General features: G+C 68.1%; 12 protein-coding genes. All 12 read left to right on the top strand.

The features are described 5' to 3' along the window. The first annotated feature begins 69 nt into the window (after nt 1–69). The 12 genes from V5G24_RS16625 to V5G24_RS16570 all read left to right on the top strand — a co-directional run bounded on the left by V5G24_RS16625 (nt 70) and on the right by V5G24_RS16570 (nt 16,669). Nucleotides 70–3,657: a PAS domain-containing hybrid sensor histidine kinase/response regulator gene (locus V5G24_RS16625; protein ID WP_394081000.1), complete on the top strand. Its 3,588-nt coding sequence runs from the start codon at nt 70–72 to the stop codon at nt 3,655–3,657. A 219-nt stretch (nt 3,658–3,876) separates the two neighbouring features. After that, nucleotides 3,877–4,083: a hypothetical protein gene (locus tag V5G24_RS16620; RefSeq protein ID WP_394081002.1), complete on the top strand. Its 207-nt coding sequence runs from the start codon at nt 3,877–3,879 to the stop codon at nt 4,081–4,083. A 148-nt stretch (nt 4,084–4,231) separates the two neighbouring features. Then, nucleotides 4,232–5,002 (top strand): bifunctional demethylmenaquinone methyltransferase/2-methoxy-6-polyprenyl-1,4-benzoquinol methylase UbiE, encoded by a 771-nt coding sequence (gene ubiE, locus V5G24_RS16615; RefSeq protein ID WP_394081004.1) that lies wholly within the window; start codon nt 4,232–4,234, stop codon nt 5,000–5,002. 55 nt (nt 5,003–5,057) lie between these two features. Further along, entirely contained in the window at nt 5,058–6,626 is a 1,569-nt protein-coding gene (ubiB, locus tag V5G24_RS16610; protein WP_394081006.1) for a 2-polyprenylphenol 6-hydroxylase, read from the top strand. Nucleotides 6,627–6,761: 135 nt separating this feature from the next. Then, nucleotides 6,762–7,976 (top strand): bifunctional phosphopantothenoylcysteine decarboxylase/phosphopantothenate--cysteine ligase CoaBC, encoded by a 1,215-nt coding sequence (coaBC, locus tag V5G24_RS16605; RefSeq protein ID WP_394081008.1) that lies wholly within the window; start codon nt 6,762–6,764, stop codon nt 7,974–7,976. Nucleotides 7,977–7,978: 2 nt separating this feature from the next. Next, nucleotides 7,979–8,452, top strand: coding sequence for a dUTP diphosphatase (dut, locus tag V5G24_RS16600; protein ID WP_394081010.1), 474 nt, complete (start codon nt 7,979–7,981; stop codon nt 8,450–8,452). Nucleotides 8,453–8,462: 10 nt separating this feature from the next. Further along, on the top strand, nt 8,463–8,903 hold the full coding sequence (locus V5G24_RS16595; protein WP_394081012.1) for an RrF2 family transcriptional regulator: 441 nt from the start codon (nt 8,463–8,465) through the stop codon (nt 8,901–8,903). A 69-nt stretch (nt 8,904–8,972) separates the two neighbouring features. Then, nucleotides 8,973–9,953, top strand: coding sequence for a cysteine synthase A (gene cysK / locus V5G24_RS16590; RefSeq protein WP_394081014.1), 981 nt, complete (start codon nt 8,973–8,975; stop codon nt 9,951–9,953). A 429-nt stretch (nt 9,954–10,382) separates the two neighbouring features. Then, nucleotides 10,383–12,932, top strand: a complete 2,550-nt coding sequence (locus V5G24_RS16585) for a PAS domain-containing sensor histidine kinase (RefSeq protein ID WP_394081016.1) — start codon at nt 10,383–10,385, stop codon at nt 12,930–12,932. Continuing rightward, nucleotides 12,929–14,482 carry a tRNA (adenosine(37)-N6)-threonylcarbamoyltransferase complex ATPase subunit type 1 TsaE gene (tsaE, locus tag V5G24_RS16580; protein WP_394081018.1) on the top strand — a complete coding sequence of 518 codons (1,554 nt, stop codon included), beginning with the start codon at nt 12,929–12,931 and terminating at the stop codon, nt 14,480–14,482. Before V5G24_RS16585 ends, tsaE begins: the two co-directional genes overlap by 4 nt. A 17-nt stretch (nt 14,483–14,499) precedes the next feature. Beyond that, entirely contained in the window at nt 14,500–15,201 is a 702-nt protein-coding gene (locus V5G24_RS16575) for a nucleotidyltransferase family protein (RefSeq protein ID WP_394082072.1), read from the top strand. 250 nt (nt 15,202–15,451) lie between these two features. Next, on the top strand, nt 15,452–16,669 hold the full coding sequence (locus V5G24_RS16570) for a lytic murein transglycosylase (RefSeq protein ID WP_394082074.1): 1,218 nt from the start codon (nt 15,452–15,454) through the stop codon (nt 16,667–16,669). Nucleotides 16,670–16,720 lie beyond the last annotated feature (51 nt).

Genomic DNA, 16,720 nt, shown 5'->3' with positions numbered 1-16,720 from the left:
CCGCGATACGCAAGACGCTCTAAGACATAAGAATGCCGCAACACGAATAAGCGCGGTTGGATGGGGGATATGCTTCAGGTCTGGGTCGTCGTTCTGGTGGCGCTTGGCTATATCGGTTTCCTGTTCGCTGTGGCGAGTTTCGGGGACCGGCGGCGCAGCCGCGCGCTGTCCGGCGCGGCGATGCCGGAGGGCGGCGGCGCGGCGCCGGGGAGCGCCGGCGGCCGGTTCCTGCGGCTGTGGCAGGGAAAGCCGCGCGGCGTGCGGCCCCTCATCTATTCCCTGTCGCTCGCGGTCTATTGCACCTCCTGGACGTTCTTCGGCTCGGTGGGGCTCGCCACCCTCCAGGGCTTCGACTTCCTGACCATTTATGTCGGGCCGATCCTCGTGATCGCCGTGTGCAGCCCGCTGCTGATCCGCGTGGTGGAGTTGGCGAAGGCGCACAACATCACCTCCATCGCCGATTTCCTGGCCGCCCGCTACGGCAAGAACCAGGGCATCGCGGCGCTGGTCTCGGTGGTCGCGATCGTCGGCTCCATCCCCTATATCTCGCTCCAGCTGAAGGCGGTTTCGGCCTCGCTGCTGGCGGTGATGGGGCCGCTCGGCACCGCGCCTTTGGCGCTGCCGGTGGGCGGCGACCTGGCGCTGTTCGTGGCCTTCGCCATGGCCGCCTTCGCGGTGCTGTTCGGCACCCGCCACACCGACGCGACCGAACATCAGGACGGGCTGATGCTGGCGGTGGCGACCGAATCCATCGTCAAGCTGGTGGCCTTTCTCACGGTCGGCTTCGCCGTCACCTTCATCATTTTCGACGGACCCATGGCGCTGTGGTACGCGGCCCGTGAAAGCGGCGTCACCGCGCCCTTCGAGCGCGGCATCTCCCTGGAAAACTGGGTGACCATGACGGTGCTTTCGGCTGGCGCCTTCCTGCTGCTGCCGCGCCAGTTCCATGTCGCGGTGGTGGAAAACAAGGGCGTGGCCGAAATCCGCCGCGCCCGCTGGCTGTTCCCGCTCTATCTCATCCTCATCAATCTGTTCGTGGTGCCGATCGCGCTCGCGGGCATGACGCTGTTTCCCCTCGGCACGGTGGATCGCGACGTGTTCGTGCTCGCGGTGCCGCTGTCAGCGGGGCACGATTTCCTGGCGATGCTGGCGTTCGTCGGCGGCCTTTCCGCTGCCACCGCCATGGTGATTGTCGAGACCGTGGCGCTGTCCATCATGATCTCGAACGATCTCGTCATGCCGCTGCTGCTGCGGCGCCGGGCGTCCGGTCCTTCGGCGCAGCAATCGCCGCACGATATGGTGGGGGTGCTGCTGCTGGTGCGCCGCGCCGCCATCTTCGTGCTGCTGCTGCTGGTCTATCTTTATTATCGCACCACCGGCGACGTGCAGCTGGCGCAGATCGGCCTGCTGTCGTTCGCGGCGATCGCCCAGGTGGGGCCGGCGTTTGCCGCCGCATTGTTCTGGCGCCGGGCGACGGCGGCGGGCGCGATCGTGGGCATCGTGGCGGGAATGGTGGTGTGGGCCTATACGCTGCTGGTGCCGAGTCTTGCGGATGCCGGGCTGTTCTCGCAGGCGCTGATCACGCACGGGCCGTTCGATATCGCGCTGCTGCGGCCCACCAGCCTGCTCGGGCTTTCCGCCTCGCCGCTCGCCCATGGCGTCGCCTGGAGCCTCGGGCTGAACACGCTGCTGCTGTTCGTGGTGTCGCTGGCGACCAAGCCCTCGGCCATCGAGCAGGTGCAGGCCGGCCTGTTCATGGCGCGCGACCAGACGTTGGTGCGCCCGGCTTTCCGCCGCTGGCGCTCCTCGGTCACGGTCGAGGAATTGATCGCCACGGTTGCACGCTATCTGGGCGAGGAGCGCGCCCGCTCCGCCTTCGCGACTTTCGCGCGCGAGCAGGGATTGTCGCTGGAGCCCAAGCGCGAGGCCGATGCGCAATTAGTCCGCCAGACCGAGCATCTGCTTGCCTCCGCCATCGGCGCGGCTTCCTCGCGCCTCGTGCTGTCGCTTCTGCTGCGCAAGCGCGCGGTCTCCACCAAGGCCGCGCTGCGGCTGCTGGACGATGCGTCAGCCGCCATCCAATACAACCGTGAATTGCTCCAGACCGCCATTGATCATGTGGGGCAGGGCATCGCCGTGTTCGATCGCGAATTGCGCCTGGTGTGCTGGAACCGCAGGTTCGGCGAGATGCTGGACCTGCCGCCGGAATGCTATGCGGTCGGCGTGCCGCTGCGCGAGATTCTCACCCATTCCCAGATGGAGGATGAGGACGCGCCGAGCGACCTCGACCATCGCCTGGTGCTCTACGCCGCCCAGAGCGGCCCTTGCCAGGAGCGGCTGCGCCACGGCGCCATGATGATCGAGGCACGGTCCGATCCTCTGCCCGACGGCGGCGTCGTCGTGACCTTCACCGACATCACCGCCTCGGTACATGCCGAAATGGCCCTCGAACGCGCGAACGAGACGCTGGAACGGCGCGTGCGCGAGCGCACCGAGGAATTGGAGGATCTCAACCAGGCGCTGGCAAAGGCCAAGGCCAATGCCGACGACGCCAATCTTTCCAAGACGCGGTTCCTCGCCGCCGCGAGCCACGACATCCTCCAGCCCCTGAACGCGGCGCGCCTCTATGTGACCAGCCTCGTGGAACGCGCGCGCGGCCCGGAGGAGAGCAGGCTTGCCGCCAATATCGATTCCTCGCTGGAGGCGGTGGAAGAGATCCTGGTCGCGCTGCTGGACATCTCGCGCCTCGACAGCGGCGCCATGCGCCCCGAGATCGCCGCGTTCCGCATCGGTGATGTGCTGAAGCAACTGGAGCTGGAGTTCGCCCCCCTCGCCGCCGAGAAGCAATTGCAACTCACCTTCGTGCCGTCCTCGCTCGCCGTGCGCTCGGACCGGCGGCTGCTGCGCCGGCTGCTGCAGAACCTCATTTCCAATGCGATCAAATACACGCCCAAGGGCCGGGTCCTGGTGGGGTGCCGGCGGCGCAGGGGCAAGGTGCGGATCGAGGTCATCGACACCGGCCTTGGCATTCCGCGCACCAAGCACAAGCTGATCTTCCAGGAATTCCAGCGCCTCGACCAGGGCGCGCGGGAGGCGCGCGGGCTCGGGCTCGGCCTTTCCATCGTCGAGCGTATCGCGCGCGTGCTGGGCCATCCGGTGGCGATCCGCTCGGCTGCCGGGCGCGGATCGAGCTTCACGGTGGAACTGCCCGTGGCGGTGCCACTGCCGGAGGAGGACGTCCAGCAATCGCGTCCCGCCCGCGCCACCGCGCCGCTCGACGGATTGTGCATCCTCGCCATCGACAACGAGCCGGCGATCCTGGACGGCATGGAATTGCTGCTCACCGGCTGGGGCTGCAAGGTGATCAAGGCCGGGGACGTGCAGACCGCCCTGCGCGAGGTGCGGGTCGCCAAGGCGCGCCCGGACGTGTTCCTGATCGATTATCATCTCGACGGCGGCCACGGCATTGATGCCGTGATGAGCCTGCGCTGGAAGCTCGGCAAGATGCCGGCGATCCTGATCACCGCCGATCGCAGCCGCAAGGTGCGCGACGCCGCCGCGGCGGTCGATATGGCGGTGCTTCACAAGCCGTTGAAGCCGGCGGCGTTGCGCGCAATCCTCGCGCAATGGCGTTTGTCGCGCGCCGCCGCAGAATAGATTTCATCCTTAATATTTGATGAATATCCCCAATGGTGGACGACGCCATGGGATGATCTTGCTTCGCCCCCATCTCGGACAAATAATCGCCCCGATCCGCAGGCGTTCTTGGGGTGTCCCAGCAAGCGGGTGTTTGCACAGAAGTGTGAAACATTCGGAAATATTTGCCGGGGCAGGTTTGAGACCGTTTCGGTTCCCTTAACGTACCTGGAGATCGCCATGACCTTCACGATTCATGTTCCGATCTTTCCCTTGCGGCGGGAAATCATGTTGCGCAAGCAGCGCGGCGGCACCTCGGGGGTGTCCGTCTCCGGCGCGCCGAAGGCTCGCTCGCGCGACGAGGACGGCTTCCTGGAGCTGGAATTGTTGCCCGTGGACGAACTCCATCTGCTCGGCCGCAAGGCGCGCCGCCGCCGTGGCAGCTAGCATTTTCCTCGCCTCCCGCGGGTTTGGCGGGGGGCTGCGGCGGGTGGCCGCTTGAGGCGGGTCGCCACATGCGCGGCGCGTGGCGTCCGGCGGGACGATCCGGTAAGGTTCGGCGCAATCGCCGTCCCCCTGTTCGCCGGATCCCCTGATGCAAGCCTCGCCCCAAGACCAGCCGGACACCCATTTCGGATATCGCACCGTTCCGCTGGATGAGAAGCAGACCCTGGTGGACGAGGTGTTCCACAAGGTCGCCCGGCGCTACGACATCATGAATGATTTCATGTCCGGCGGGCTGCATCGGGCCTGGAAGGACGCCATGGTCTCCAAGGTGCGTCCGCCCCAGGGCGCGCGTGCGTTCCGCCTGCTGGATCTGGCCGGCGGCACCGGCGACGTTTCCTTCCGCGTGGTCGGCGCTGGCGGGGCGGGGACCCAAGCGGTGGTCGCCGACATCAATCGCGAGATGCTGGCCGTGGGCCGCGAGCGCGCCGAAAAGCGCAGCCTCTCCGACAGGGTCGAGTTCGTCGACGCCAATGCCGAGTCGCTCCCCTTCGCGGATGCGAGCTTTGACGCCGTCACCATCGCCTTCGGCATCCGCAACGTGCCGCGCATTCCCCTCGCTCTGTCCGAGATGAAGCGGGTGCTGAAGCCGGGCGGGCGGGCTCTGGTGCTGGAATTCTCCCGCGTCGACGTGCCTTTGCTCGACAAGATCTATGATTTCTATTCCTTCCGCGTCATTCCCGAACTCGGCCGCCGGGTCGCGGGGGAGGCGGAGCCCTATCAATATCTCGTGGAATCCATCCGCCGCTTCCCCCCGCCCGCAACCTTCGCGCAGATGATGCGCGAGGCCGGGTTCGGCCGCGTGGATTTCACGCTCATGACCGGCGGCGTCGTGGCGCTGCATTCGGGTTTCCGGATTTGAACGGGTTCGTTCTTCCGCCTCCCTCCGGGAGCGGGAAGGACCAAAGGATATGCGCGTGATCTTTCTTCTCGCCGATGCCGCCCGCCTGGCGCGGGCCGCCTATGTGCTCGCCCGCGAAGGGGTGCTGAGCTTCGTGCCGCCGTTGGCGCTGCCGCCACCGGCGCGGCCCTTGCTCAAGCTCGCGCGCCTGATCGCCCGGCCCGACGCCGGCACCCGCGCGGCCCGCCTCTCGGCGGCACTGAGCCGGCTCGGCCCGTCCTATGTGAAGCTCGGCCAGTTTTTGGCCACCCGGCCGGATGTGGTGGGCACGGCCATCGCCCGCGATCTCGAAGTGCTCCAGGATCGCATGCCGGCGTTCGGGCAGGACATCGCCGAGGCCATGGTCGCCGAAGCGCTGGACCGGCCGGTTTCGGCCGCGTTCGCGGTGTTCGGCCCGGCGGTCGCCGCCGCCTCCATCGCCGAGGTTCACAAGGCCGAGGTGGTGGAACAGGACGGGACGCGCCGCGACGTGGCGGTGAAGATCCTGCGGCCCGACATCGGCCGCCGCTTCGGCTCCGACATGGCGACCTTCCGCCGTATCGCCGCCTTCGCCGAGCGCGCCTCGCCCGAAGCGCGCCGGCTGCGTCTGGAAGCGGTGGTCGAGACCCTTGCTCGCTCCGTGAACATGGAGATGGACCTGCGCCTGGAAGCCGCCGCTTATGCAGAACTGGCCGAAAATACTCAGGACGATCCCGAGATCCATGTCCCCGCCGTGGATTGGGAGCGCTCCGGCCGGGAAGTGCTCACCACCCAATGGATCGACGGCATCAAATTGTCCGACCGCGCGGCGCTGGAGGCTGCGGGCCATGATCTGAAGGCGCTGGCGCGCATCGTCATGCAATCCTTCCTGCGCCAGGCCATGCGCGACGGCTTCTTCCATGCCGACATGCATCCGGGAAACCTGTTCGTGGACGCGCAAGGGCGCCTCGTGATCGTCGATTGCGGCATCATGGGCCGGCTCGGCGCGCGCGAGCGGCGGTTCCTGGCGGAAATCCTCTACGGCTTCATCACCCGCAACTGGCGCCGCACCGCCCAGGTGCATTTTGATGCCGGATATGTGCCGCGCCACCATTCGGTGGAGGATTTTGCCCAGGCGATCCGGGCCATCGGCGAGCCGATCCATTCCCGCAGCGCCGAGCAGATCTCCATGGCCAAGCTGCTGTCCTTGCTGCTGGAGGTGACCGGCCTGTTCGACATGAAGACCCGGCCGGAACTGCTGCTGCTGCAGAAGACCATGGTGGTGGTGGAAGGCGTCGCGCGCTCGCTCGACCCGCAATTGAACATGTGGACCACCGCCGCCCCGGTGGTGGAGGATTGGATCGCCCGCAATCTCGGCCCGATCGGCCGGATCCAGGAAGCGGGCGGGGCGATCGGCGAAGTGGGCAGTTTCCTCGCCGATGTGCCGGACCTGCTGGGCCGCGCGGGGCGGGTTGTGACGCAACTGGACGAAGCCACCCGCGACGGCCTCAGCCTCTCGCCCAAGACGCTGGAAGGCATCGGCCAGGCGGAAGCGCGGCGCGCGTTCTGGGGCAATGCAGCGCTGTGGGTGATCGCACTGTCGCTGCTGGTGATCGCGCTGAAATAGCCGGTCGGGGAACGCAGGCCAGGACGGAAGATACGGCGCAGACTGGGGGTTGGACACGGCTCGGCATCGGCGATGCACGGTGCCCTTTCCGGTCATTTCCTGCTATCCCAGTCCACCCCGCGCCCGGAGACCGCCATGCTTCACGAACGACGCATTCTGCTCATCATCGGCGGCGGGATTGCCGCGTACAAATGCCTGGACCTCATCCGCCGCCTGAAAGAGCGCGGCGCCACGGTGCGGGCGATCCTGACGCCAGCGGCCCAGCATTTCGTGACCCCGCTTTCGGTCGGCGCGCTGACTGGCGAACGGGTGTTCACCGACTTGTTCGACCTCACCGCCGAGCATGACATCGGCCACATCCAATTATCGCGCGATGCCGATCTGATCGTGGTCGCGCCCGCCACCGCCGATCTCATGGCCAAGGCCGCCAACGGCTTCGCGGACGATCTCGCCACCACCGCTTTGCTCGCCACCGACAAGAGCGTTCTGATGGCGCCCGCCATGAACCCGCGCATGTGGGCGCATCCCGCCACCCGGCGCAATGTGGCGCGGCTGAAGCAGGACGGGGTCTATCTCATCGGCCCCAATTCCGGCGCCATGGCCGAGCGCGGCGAATTCGGCGAAGGGCGCATGGCCGAGCCGCTGGAACTGCTGGCCGCCATCGAGGCCCGCTTCTCCGACCAGACCGTGCTGCTGAAGGGCCGGCGCATTCTCATCACCTCCGGCCCCACCCATGAGCCGATCGATCCGGTGCGCTATATTGCCAACCGCTCCTCCGGCAAGCAGGGCCACGCCATCGCCGCCGCCGCCGCCGCTGCGGGGGCAGAGGTGGTGCTGATCTCCGGGCCGGTGGCGCTTGCCGATCCGCGTGGCGTGCGCATGGTGAAGGTGGAGAGCGCGCGCGAAATGCTGGCGGCGGTGGAGGAGAATCTCCCTGTGGACGCCGCCGTGTTCGCTGCCGCGGTCGCCGACTGGCGGGTCGCCGATGCCGCAGGCCAGAAGATCAAGAAAGGCGAGGCGGGCGCGCCCGAGCTCGATCTGGTGGAAAACCCGGACATTCTCGCCTCCATCGCGAAGCATGGCACGCTGCGTCCGCGCCTCGTGGTGGGGTTTGCCGCCGAGACGCAGAATGTGGTGCCCCACGCCCAGGCCAAGCTGGCCCGCAAGGGATGCGATTGGATCGTCGCCAATGATGTGTCGCCGGAAACCGGCATCATGGGCGGTGACCTCAATACCGTGCATCTGGTGAGCGCGGACGGGGTGGAGGATTGGCCCTCCGCCAGCAAGACCGAGGTGGCGCGCCGCCTCGTCGCCCGCATCGGCGGCGCGCTGGCGGGCGAGGGGGTTTAAGCATGGCGCTCGGCGTTCCCGTTCTGCGTCTGCCCCATGGGGCAGACTTGCCGCTGCCGGCTTATGCGACCGCCGCCTCGGCCGGGCTCGACCTGATGGCCGCCGTGCCGGCCGATGCTCCGCTGGTGCTCAAGCCCGGCGCGCGGGCCGCCGTGCCCACCGGGCTGGCGCTCGCCCTGCCGCCGGGCTTTGAAGCGCAGGTGCGGCCGCGCTCGGGCCTCGCCCTGAAATTCGGCGTCACGGTGCTCAACGCGCCCGGAACCATCGATGCCGACTATCGCGGCGAAATCCTGGTTCTGCTGATTAATCATGGAGATGCGCCGGTCGAGATCAGCCGGGGCATGCGCATTGCCCAGATGGTCGTGGCCCCGGTGACGCATATTCTGCTGGAAGAATCCGGCAAATTGGGAGAAACTGCACGCGGCTCCGGTGGTTTTGGGTCGACAGGGCTCGACGGGGCGTACGGATCGAGATAGCCACAGTCCCATGCCGCGTTTATCCGACAAAAGCCTGCTCGCCATCGCCGCCGTCGTGGATGTCGCCGTCCATGCCCGCGGTGTCCCCGTTGCCGCGAAAGCCTTGGCCGCCCGCCATGGTTTGCCGCCCCGCCGGCTGGAGCCGGTGTTGCAGGCGCTGGTGCATGCCGGCGTGTTGAAAGGCGTGCGCGGTCCGCGCGGCGGCTATGAGCTGGCGCGCGAGCGTCGCCGGGTCTCGGTGGCCGAGATCGTGCGTGTGGTGGAAGGCGCGGAAGAGGAGAAGGAGATCATCCTTCCCCCGCTGGTGCTGGAAGTGGTGCAGCCCGCCGTCGCCTCCGCCGAGGACACGTTCGACAAGGCGCTCGACACCGTGACGCTCGAAGACCTCTGCCGCTCCGCCGACGACAAGGGCCACGGCTCCGATCACGACCGTATCGATTTTACCATTTGAACCCGGCGGCGCCCCGCAGGGCGCGACGCCAAGAGACAGTCGCTAAGAGACAATCGAGGGAGAAATCCAATGGCTGAATCGGCAAGCAAGCCGGCCGGCGACATCGTTCCGGGCCGTGGCCGGGTGTATGATTCCATCACTCAGACCATCGGCGACACGCCCCTGGTGCGGCTCCAGCGCCTGCCGCAATTGCGCGGCGTGAAGGCCGAGATCCTCGCCAAGCTGGAGTTTTTCAATCCCATCGCCAGCGTCAAGGATCGGATCGGCGTCGCCATGGTGGACGCCATGGAAGCCGCCGGCGCGCTCGATGCCGACACGGTGATGGTGGAGCCCACCTCGGGCAATACCGGCATCGCGCTCGCCTTCGTCGCCGCCGCGCGCGGCTACCGGCTGATCCTGGTGATGCCGGAATCCATGTCGGTGGAGCGGCGCAAGATGCTTGCCCTGCTCGGCGCGGAACTGGTGCTGACCCCGGCGCAGCTCGGCATGAAGGGCGCCGTCGCCAAGGCCGAGGAATTGGTCCGCGACCTGCCCAAGGCGGTGATGCCCCAGCAGTTCAAGAACAAGGCGAACCCCGCCATCCACCGCAAGACCACGGCCGAGGAAATCTGGAACGACACCAAGGGCGCGGTGGACGTTGTGGTCTCCGGCGTCGGCACCGGCGGCACCATCACCGGCATCGGCCAGGTGCTGAAGCCGCGCAAGGCCTCGCTGCGCATGGTGGCGGTGGAGCCCGAGGACAGCCCGGTGCTGTCCGGCGGCCAGCCCGGCCCGCACAAGATCCAGGGCATCGGTGCCGGCTTCGTGCCCGAGGTGCTGGACCGCAGCATCATCGACGAGGTGGTGACGGTAGGCAACCAGACCGCCTTCGACACCGCCCGCGCGCTCGCCCGTTATGAGGGCATTCCCGGCGGCATCTCCTCCGGCGCGGCGATTGCGGCGGCGCTGGAACTCGGCGCGCGCCCGGACTATGCCGGCAAGGTCATCGTCGCCATCGTGCCGTCCTTCGCCGAGCGCTATCTGTCGACCGCGCTGTTCGAAGGGCTCTGAGAGCCTGTTTGGAAAAGTCGGACGGGTCGGTCCGCCGGGTCTTTCCGGCGCCCGGTTCGTCGAAAACTTGGCGCGATGCGCGGCATCGCGCCGGCGTTTTCTCCTGCCGGTTCTCTTTCCGGATCTTCTGCCGGATCGCCAAAAATCCCGCGACGGCCCTCAGCCGCCGATTTCCCAAACAGGCTCTGAGCCTCCGGCGTCGTGCGCGGGGTCTTCTTCTCCGCGCCGGGCGGCTTCGCTACAGTCGAATGTGATTCGGCGTGGGCCGAACGGCGCCCGGCTTCGGGCACCGGCTGAAGGAGGTCGCAGCGGCGCATGGAGGGTGAGGTTGCGGACAGGGCCGCGAAGGCCACCGGAGCTGCTTGCGCGCGCGTGGGGTCGGGCGCGTGGTCGAGCATGCGGCTGGCTATCCGTGTGCCTGGACTGGCTGTGCCCGGACCCGCGGCTTTTCTCCATATCCCCTACCGCGCGATCCCCCACCGCGCGCACGCGGGGGGCCTGTCGCAGATCCTGCTGAGCGGCACGGCTTTGCTCTGCGGCGTGGCGGAGGCCTCGGCCGCGGGATTTGGTGCTCCACAGTCCGGAACCCTGCTCGGGAGCGCGCTCGGCATCGGCGGGCTCGCGGCCGCCGTGGTGATGGCGATCACGTGCAGCCTGTGGCTCGGGCGGATTTCGCGCAACGAGAAGGCGGCCCTGCGCAGCGCCGCCCATGCGCGGGCCGATGCCTATGCGCTGAAAAGCCTGCTCGCCGGCGATGCGCTCGGCACCGTGCTCTGGGTGGTGGGTGACCCGCTGCCCCATCTGCTGGGCGCGGCGGCGATGCTCGATGCCCAGATCCCCGCCGCAGCCAAGCCGCCGCAAGACGTGGTGAAGCTCGATCTCGCGCTCTGGCTGGGCGCGCCCGCCGCCTCCGCGCTCGCCGGGCCGCTGGAGGCTTTGCGCGGGCAGGGGCGGGCCTTTACCCTGCCCATCACCGGACCCGACGGCGCGCACTGGATCGCCGAGGGCCGCGCCACGGACGGCAGCCGCATGCTGAACGTGCGGGCCGCCCCCGCTTCCGGGTTGCAGGCCGAGGGCGGGCAAGCGGCCGATGCTGCGCAATCGGAGCGTGGGCAGGTTGAGCGGGTGCAGGCCGAGACGGTCGCGCGCGGCATCCTCGCCACTTTGTTCGCGGCCGCCCCGTTCCCCATGTGGCTGCGCGACACGGCCGGCGGCCTGATGCGGGCGAACCCGGCCTTCGCCCAGGCGGTGGGCGCGCCCTCGCCCGAGGAGGCGGTGGGGCGCGGCATGGAATTGCTGGATCTGTCCGCCCGCGAGGCCGCCGCTGCCGTGCGGCGCGAGGGCAAGGCCTATCAGACGCGGGCGCGGCTCGTGGCGGGCGGGCGCCGCCGCGTGCTCGAAGTGCTGGAAGTGGACGATCCCGCCGGTGCCGGTGGCCTTGCCATCGACATCACGGAGGCGGAGGCGGCACGTGCCGAGGTGGCGCATACCATCGCCGCCCATCGCCGCACGCTCGACCAATTGGCCACCGCCGTTGTGATGTTCGGCGCCGACGAGCGCCTGGCCTTCCACAATTCCGCCTATGAGGGCCTGTTCGGCCTCGATGCCGCGTTCCTCGACACGCGCCCGACCGAGAGTGAGGTGCTCGAAACCCTGCGCACCGCCCGCAAAGTGCCCGAGCAGGCGGATTTCCGTGCCTGGCGCGAGCAATTGCGGGAGGCCTATCGCGCGCTGGAGCCGATCCACGACTGGTGGCACCTGCCCGGCGGGCAGATGCTGCGCGTGGTGGTGACCCCCAATGCCGAAGGCGGCATCACCTATCTGTTCGAGGACGTCTCCGAGCACATGGCGCTGGAGAGCCGCTACAACAGCCTCATTCGCATCCAGGGCGAGACGCTGGATGAACTGGCCGAGGCGGTCGCCGTGTTCGGCAGCGACGGCAAGCTGCGCCTGCACAACCATGCCTTTCTCTCGCTCTGGTCGCTGAGCGCCCAGGCGCTGAGCGACAAGCCGCACATCGACGCGGTCGCCGCCATGTGCCGGCCGCTGCATGCCGATCTCGACAGCTGGGCGCGCATCCGCGCGGTCGTCACCGCGCTGGAACATCGCAGCGGCACCCATCTGCGCATGGAGCGTGCCGACGGCCTGGTGCTCGACGGCGCCGCCCAGCCCTTGCCCGACGGCGGCACGCTCGTGACCTTCCGCGATGTCACCGACAGCGTGAAGGTGGAGCGCGCGCTGATCGAGCGCAACGAGGCGCTGGAAGCCGCCGACGCGCTGAAGAATGCGTTCGTCGGGCATGTCTCCTATCATCTGCGCACGCCGCTCAACACGCTGATCGGCTATTCCCATATGCTCGGCGAGCCCAGCGTCGGCCCGCTCAACGGCAAGCAGCTGGAATTCCTGGACCATGTGCGCCAGTCCTCGGACGCGCTGCGCGCCCTGATCGACGACATCCTCGACCTTGCCAGCATCGATGCCGGCGCCATGGCGCTCGACCTCGGCGAGGTGGATGTGCGCGCCACCCTGGAGGCGGTGGGCGAGGCGGTGCGCGATCTGCTGGCCGAGCGGCAGGTGAGCCTGCACATCGACGCGCCGGCCGAGATCGGCGCCTTCACGGCCGACCGGCGGCGGGTGCGGCAGATCCTGTTCAACCTGCTCTCCAACGCCATCGCGGTGTCGCCGCCCCAGGGCGTCGTGACGCTGAGCGCGCGCCGCGCCGAGGACGCGCTCAGCGTCGAGGTGCGCGACCAGGGGCCGGGCATTTCGGGCGAGATCGCCGGCAAGGTGTTCGAGCGCTTTGAAACCCACGGCGCGGGCGCCGAGCATGGCGGGGTGGGCCTCGGCCTCTCGCTGGTGCGCTCGTTCATGGAATTGCACGGCGGCTCCGTCTCCCTCGGCACGGCCGAGGGCGGTGGCGCGCTGGCCGTGTGCCGGTTTCCCCTTGCGGCGGCGCGCCGCGACGAGGCTGCGGAATGAGCCCCCTGATTTCCCGTGTTCCCGGCCTTCCCAATGCGTTCCGCATGGATCTGCCGGACCTTGCGGCGACCGGCCAGCTCGCGGCGCTGCTCGCGCCCTGGCTGGCGCCGGGGGATCTGGTGGCGCTGCGCGGCGATCTCGGCGCCGGCAAGACCGCCTTCGCCCGTGCCCTGGTGCGGGTGCTCGCCGACGACCCGCTGTTGGAAGTGCCGAGCCCCACCTTCTCCATCCTGGTGGACTATGAATTCGCCCGGGTGAATGTGGTGCACGCCGATCTTTACCGCGTGGAGGACCCCGACGAGCTGGACGAACTCGGCTGGGATGAACTCTCCGCCGATTCCATCGTCATCGTGGAATGGCCCGACCGGGCCGCCGAGCGCCTCGCCGCCGACCGGCTCATCATCGCATTCGATCTCGCGCCCGATCTCGGGCCGGAGGGGCGGCGGGCGATCCTCTCCGGGAGCGGGGCCTTCATCGAGCGCCTCGACCGGCTGCATGTGTCGGAACTGCTGATCGAGGCCTCCGGCTTCGGCGCGGCGGAGCGGCGCTACATGCAGGGCGATGCCTCAAGCCGCTCCTATGCCCGCCTGGTGCTGCCCGACCGCTCGGCGGTGCTGATGAACGCGCCGCGCCGGCCCGATGGCCCGCCGATCCGGCGCGGCCTGCCCTATAGCCGCCTTGCCCATCTCGCCGAGGATGTACGGGCCTTCGTCGCCATGGCGCGCGGCCTGCGGGCGCAGGGGTTCTCCGCGCCGCAGATCTATGCCGCCGATCTCGACCGGGGTCTGCTGGTGATCGAGGATCTCGGCGATGGCGGGGTGCTGGAGGGTCATCCGCCCGAGCCCATCAAGGCGCGCTACGAGGTTGCGGCCGAGGTGCTCGCCGCTTTGCATGCCCAATCCCTGCCGCATGTGCTCCACATCGCCCCGCAGAGCGATTATGTGCTGCCGGTCTATGGGGTGGAAGCCTTCCTGATCGAGCTGGAACTGATGCTCGACTGGTATTTGCCGTTCCGCAACGTGCGCACCGACGCGGTGGTGCGCGACGAATTCCTGATGCTCTGGCGCAATGCCCTGAGCCCGGTGCTCAACGAGCCGCAGACTTGGGTGCTGCGCGACTATCATTCCCCGAACCTGATCTGGCTGCCGCAGCGCGAGGGGCTCCAGCGCATGGGGCTGATCGATTTCCAGGACGCAGTATTGGGGCCGGCGGCCTATGACGTCGCTTCCCTGGCGCAGGACGCGCGGGTGGATATCCCGGAAAACCTGGAACTGCACCTCGTCGGCCATTATGTGGCGCAGCGGCGCGCGGCCGATCCGACCTTCGATGCGCGCGCCTTCACCCATCTCTATGCGCTGATGGGCGCGCAGCGGGCGACCAAGATTCTCGGAATTTTCACCCGTCTCCACCAGCGCGACGGGAAACCGCAATATCTGCGTCATCTTCCTCGGGTTAGGCGCTATCTTGCGCGTTGTCTCGGGCATCAGGAACTCGGTTCGTTGCGCATGTGGTACGAGGCTGTTCTGCCATCTAAGGACCTTCAGACGTGACGACCGTTCAAAAAGCCATGGTGCTCGCCGCCGGCATGGGCACGCGCATGCGTCCGCTCACCGAGACCATTCCCAAGCCGCTGGTGGAAGTCGCCGGCCACCCGCTGATCGACCATGTGCTCGATCGGCTGGAGGCGGCCGAGGTGCGCGAGGCGGTGGTGAATGTGCACCACCATGCCGACCTGCTGGAAGCCCATCTCGCCACCCGCACCGCGCCGCCCCATCTGCACATCCGCGACGAGCGCGGCCTTCTTCTGGATACCGGCGGCGGGGTGAAGAACGCGCTGCCGCTGTTGGGGGATGCGCCGTTCCTGGTGATCAATTCCGACACCATCTGGATCGAGGGCGTGACGCCGAACCTGGTGCGCCTGCGGACCCAATTCGATCCCGCCCGCATGGACGCGCTGCTGCTGGTGGCGGCAAGCGCGCTCTCCATCGGCTATGACGGCACCGGGGATTTCACCATGGATGCCGAGGGCCGGCTGGCCCGGCGCGGCGAGCGCATGGTGTCGCCCTTCGTCTATGCCGGGGCCTGCATTCTCTCCCCCGCCTTGTTCGCCGATGCGCCGCAGGGTCCGTTCTCGCTCAATTCCATCTTCGATCGCGCCAGCGAGGCGGGGCGCCTGTTTGGCCTGCGGCTGGAAGGCGTCTGGATGCATGTCGGCACCCCGGACGCTATTCCCGCAGCGGAAGAGGCCATCCACCGGTCGAGCGATTAGAGCATTTTCGAGTGAAGTGGACACCGGTTCACGTGAAGAAAATGCGACAACGCAATAAGTTAGGGGATTTCCGCGTTTCCGTGAAACGATGAAATGCCCTGGGACGTGTTTGCGCGCGATCGCGGAGGCAGGATCGCGGGGCGCTTCGGCCGCCGTCGCCCGATTCCCTGAAACCGGGAAACGCGCTAACCTTGCCCATGCCTTATCTGGATCTCGAAGCGTGAGCGGTTCCGTGCGATCAGCCTGCCGCATCCTTCTTCTCGCCCTGCTGCTTGCGGCACTGGGCCTGCCCTCCACCGCCCGCGCGGCGGACGCCGCGTTTGCGCAATTCATCGCCTCGCTCTGGCCGGAGGCGCAGGCGGCCGGGGTGTCGCGCGCGACCTTCGAGCGTGAAACGCGGGGCCTCGAACCGGACTACAAGCTGCCCGACCTCGCCTTGCCGGGACGGCCCGTGACCGGCGCGCGGGCGCAGGCCGAGTTCGTGCAGGTGCCGGCCGCTTATGTGAAGGAAGCCAACATCGCCCGGCTGGCCGTCGAGGGGCGGCGGCTGATGCAAAAGCATCGCGCCGCGCTCGACCAGATCGAACGGCAGTTCGGCGTGCCGGCCACCATGGTGCTGGCGATCTGGGGCCGCGAGAGCGATTTCGGCCGCTATACCGATCCCTATGACGCGCTGCGCGTGGTGGCGACGCAAGCCTATGTGGGGCGCCGCAAGGAGCAGTATCGCGCCGATTTCATCCTCGCGCTGAAAATCCTCGACGAGGGCGCGGTGACGCGCAAGGAATTCCGCTCGTCCTGGGCCGGCGCCACCGGGCTCACGCAATTCCTGCCGTCGGAATATTACCAGCATGGCGTCGATCTCGATGGCGACGGGCGGGTCGATATCTGGCATTCGGCGCCGGATGCGCTGGCCTCCGCCGCCAAGCAGCTCGCCGACAAGGGCTGGCAACCGGGCCTGCGCTGGGCCTATGAGGTGCGCGCGCCGGCCAATGCCGATTGCACCCTCGGCGTCCCGGAGGTCCAGCGGCCGATCGGCGAATGGCTGCGCGCGGGGTTCGTGCCCGTGGGCGGGGCGGCGCCTTCGCCCGCCGAACTGGCGCAGCCGGCTTCGCTGCTCCAGCCGGAGGGGATCTACGGCCCCTCGTTCCTCACCACGAAGAATTACTTCGTGATCAAGCAGTATAATTTCTCTGATCTCTATGTGCTGTTCGTCGGCCATCTCTCCGATCGCATGGTGACCCCGCAGCCGTTCGTGACCCCCTGGGCGGCTTCGACGCAGATGCGCACCAGCGCGGTGGAGGCGATGCAGAAGCATCTGACGCGGATCGGTCTTTATGGCGACAAGATCGACGGCAAGGCCGGCATGCTGACCCGCGCGGCGCTCGGCGCCTACCAGAAATCCGCCGGGCTCAAGGTGGATTGCTGGCCGAGTGAGGCGGTTCTGAAATCCATGAGCGCGGCGCGATAGCGGCTTCGGCGGTTCCGCGCCCCGCCTTGTGCCGTCCCCGCCGGACCGTCG

The sequence above is a fragment of the Roseixanthobacter finlandensis genome, assembly GCF_043195105.2.
In the GTDB taxonomy this organism is placed as follows: Bacteria; Pseudomonadota; Alphaproteobacteria; order Rhizobiales; family Xanthobacteraceae; genus NCEH01.
The sequence above is the reverse complement of the archived record's forward strand: the minus strand, read 5'-3'. Positions and strand labels throughout refer to the sequence as shown.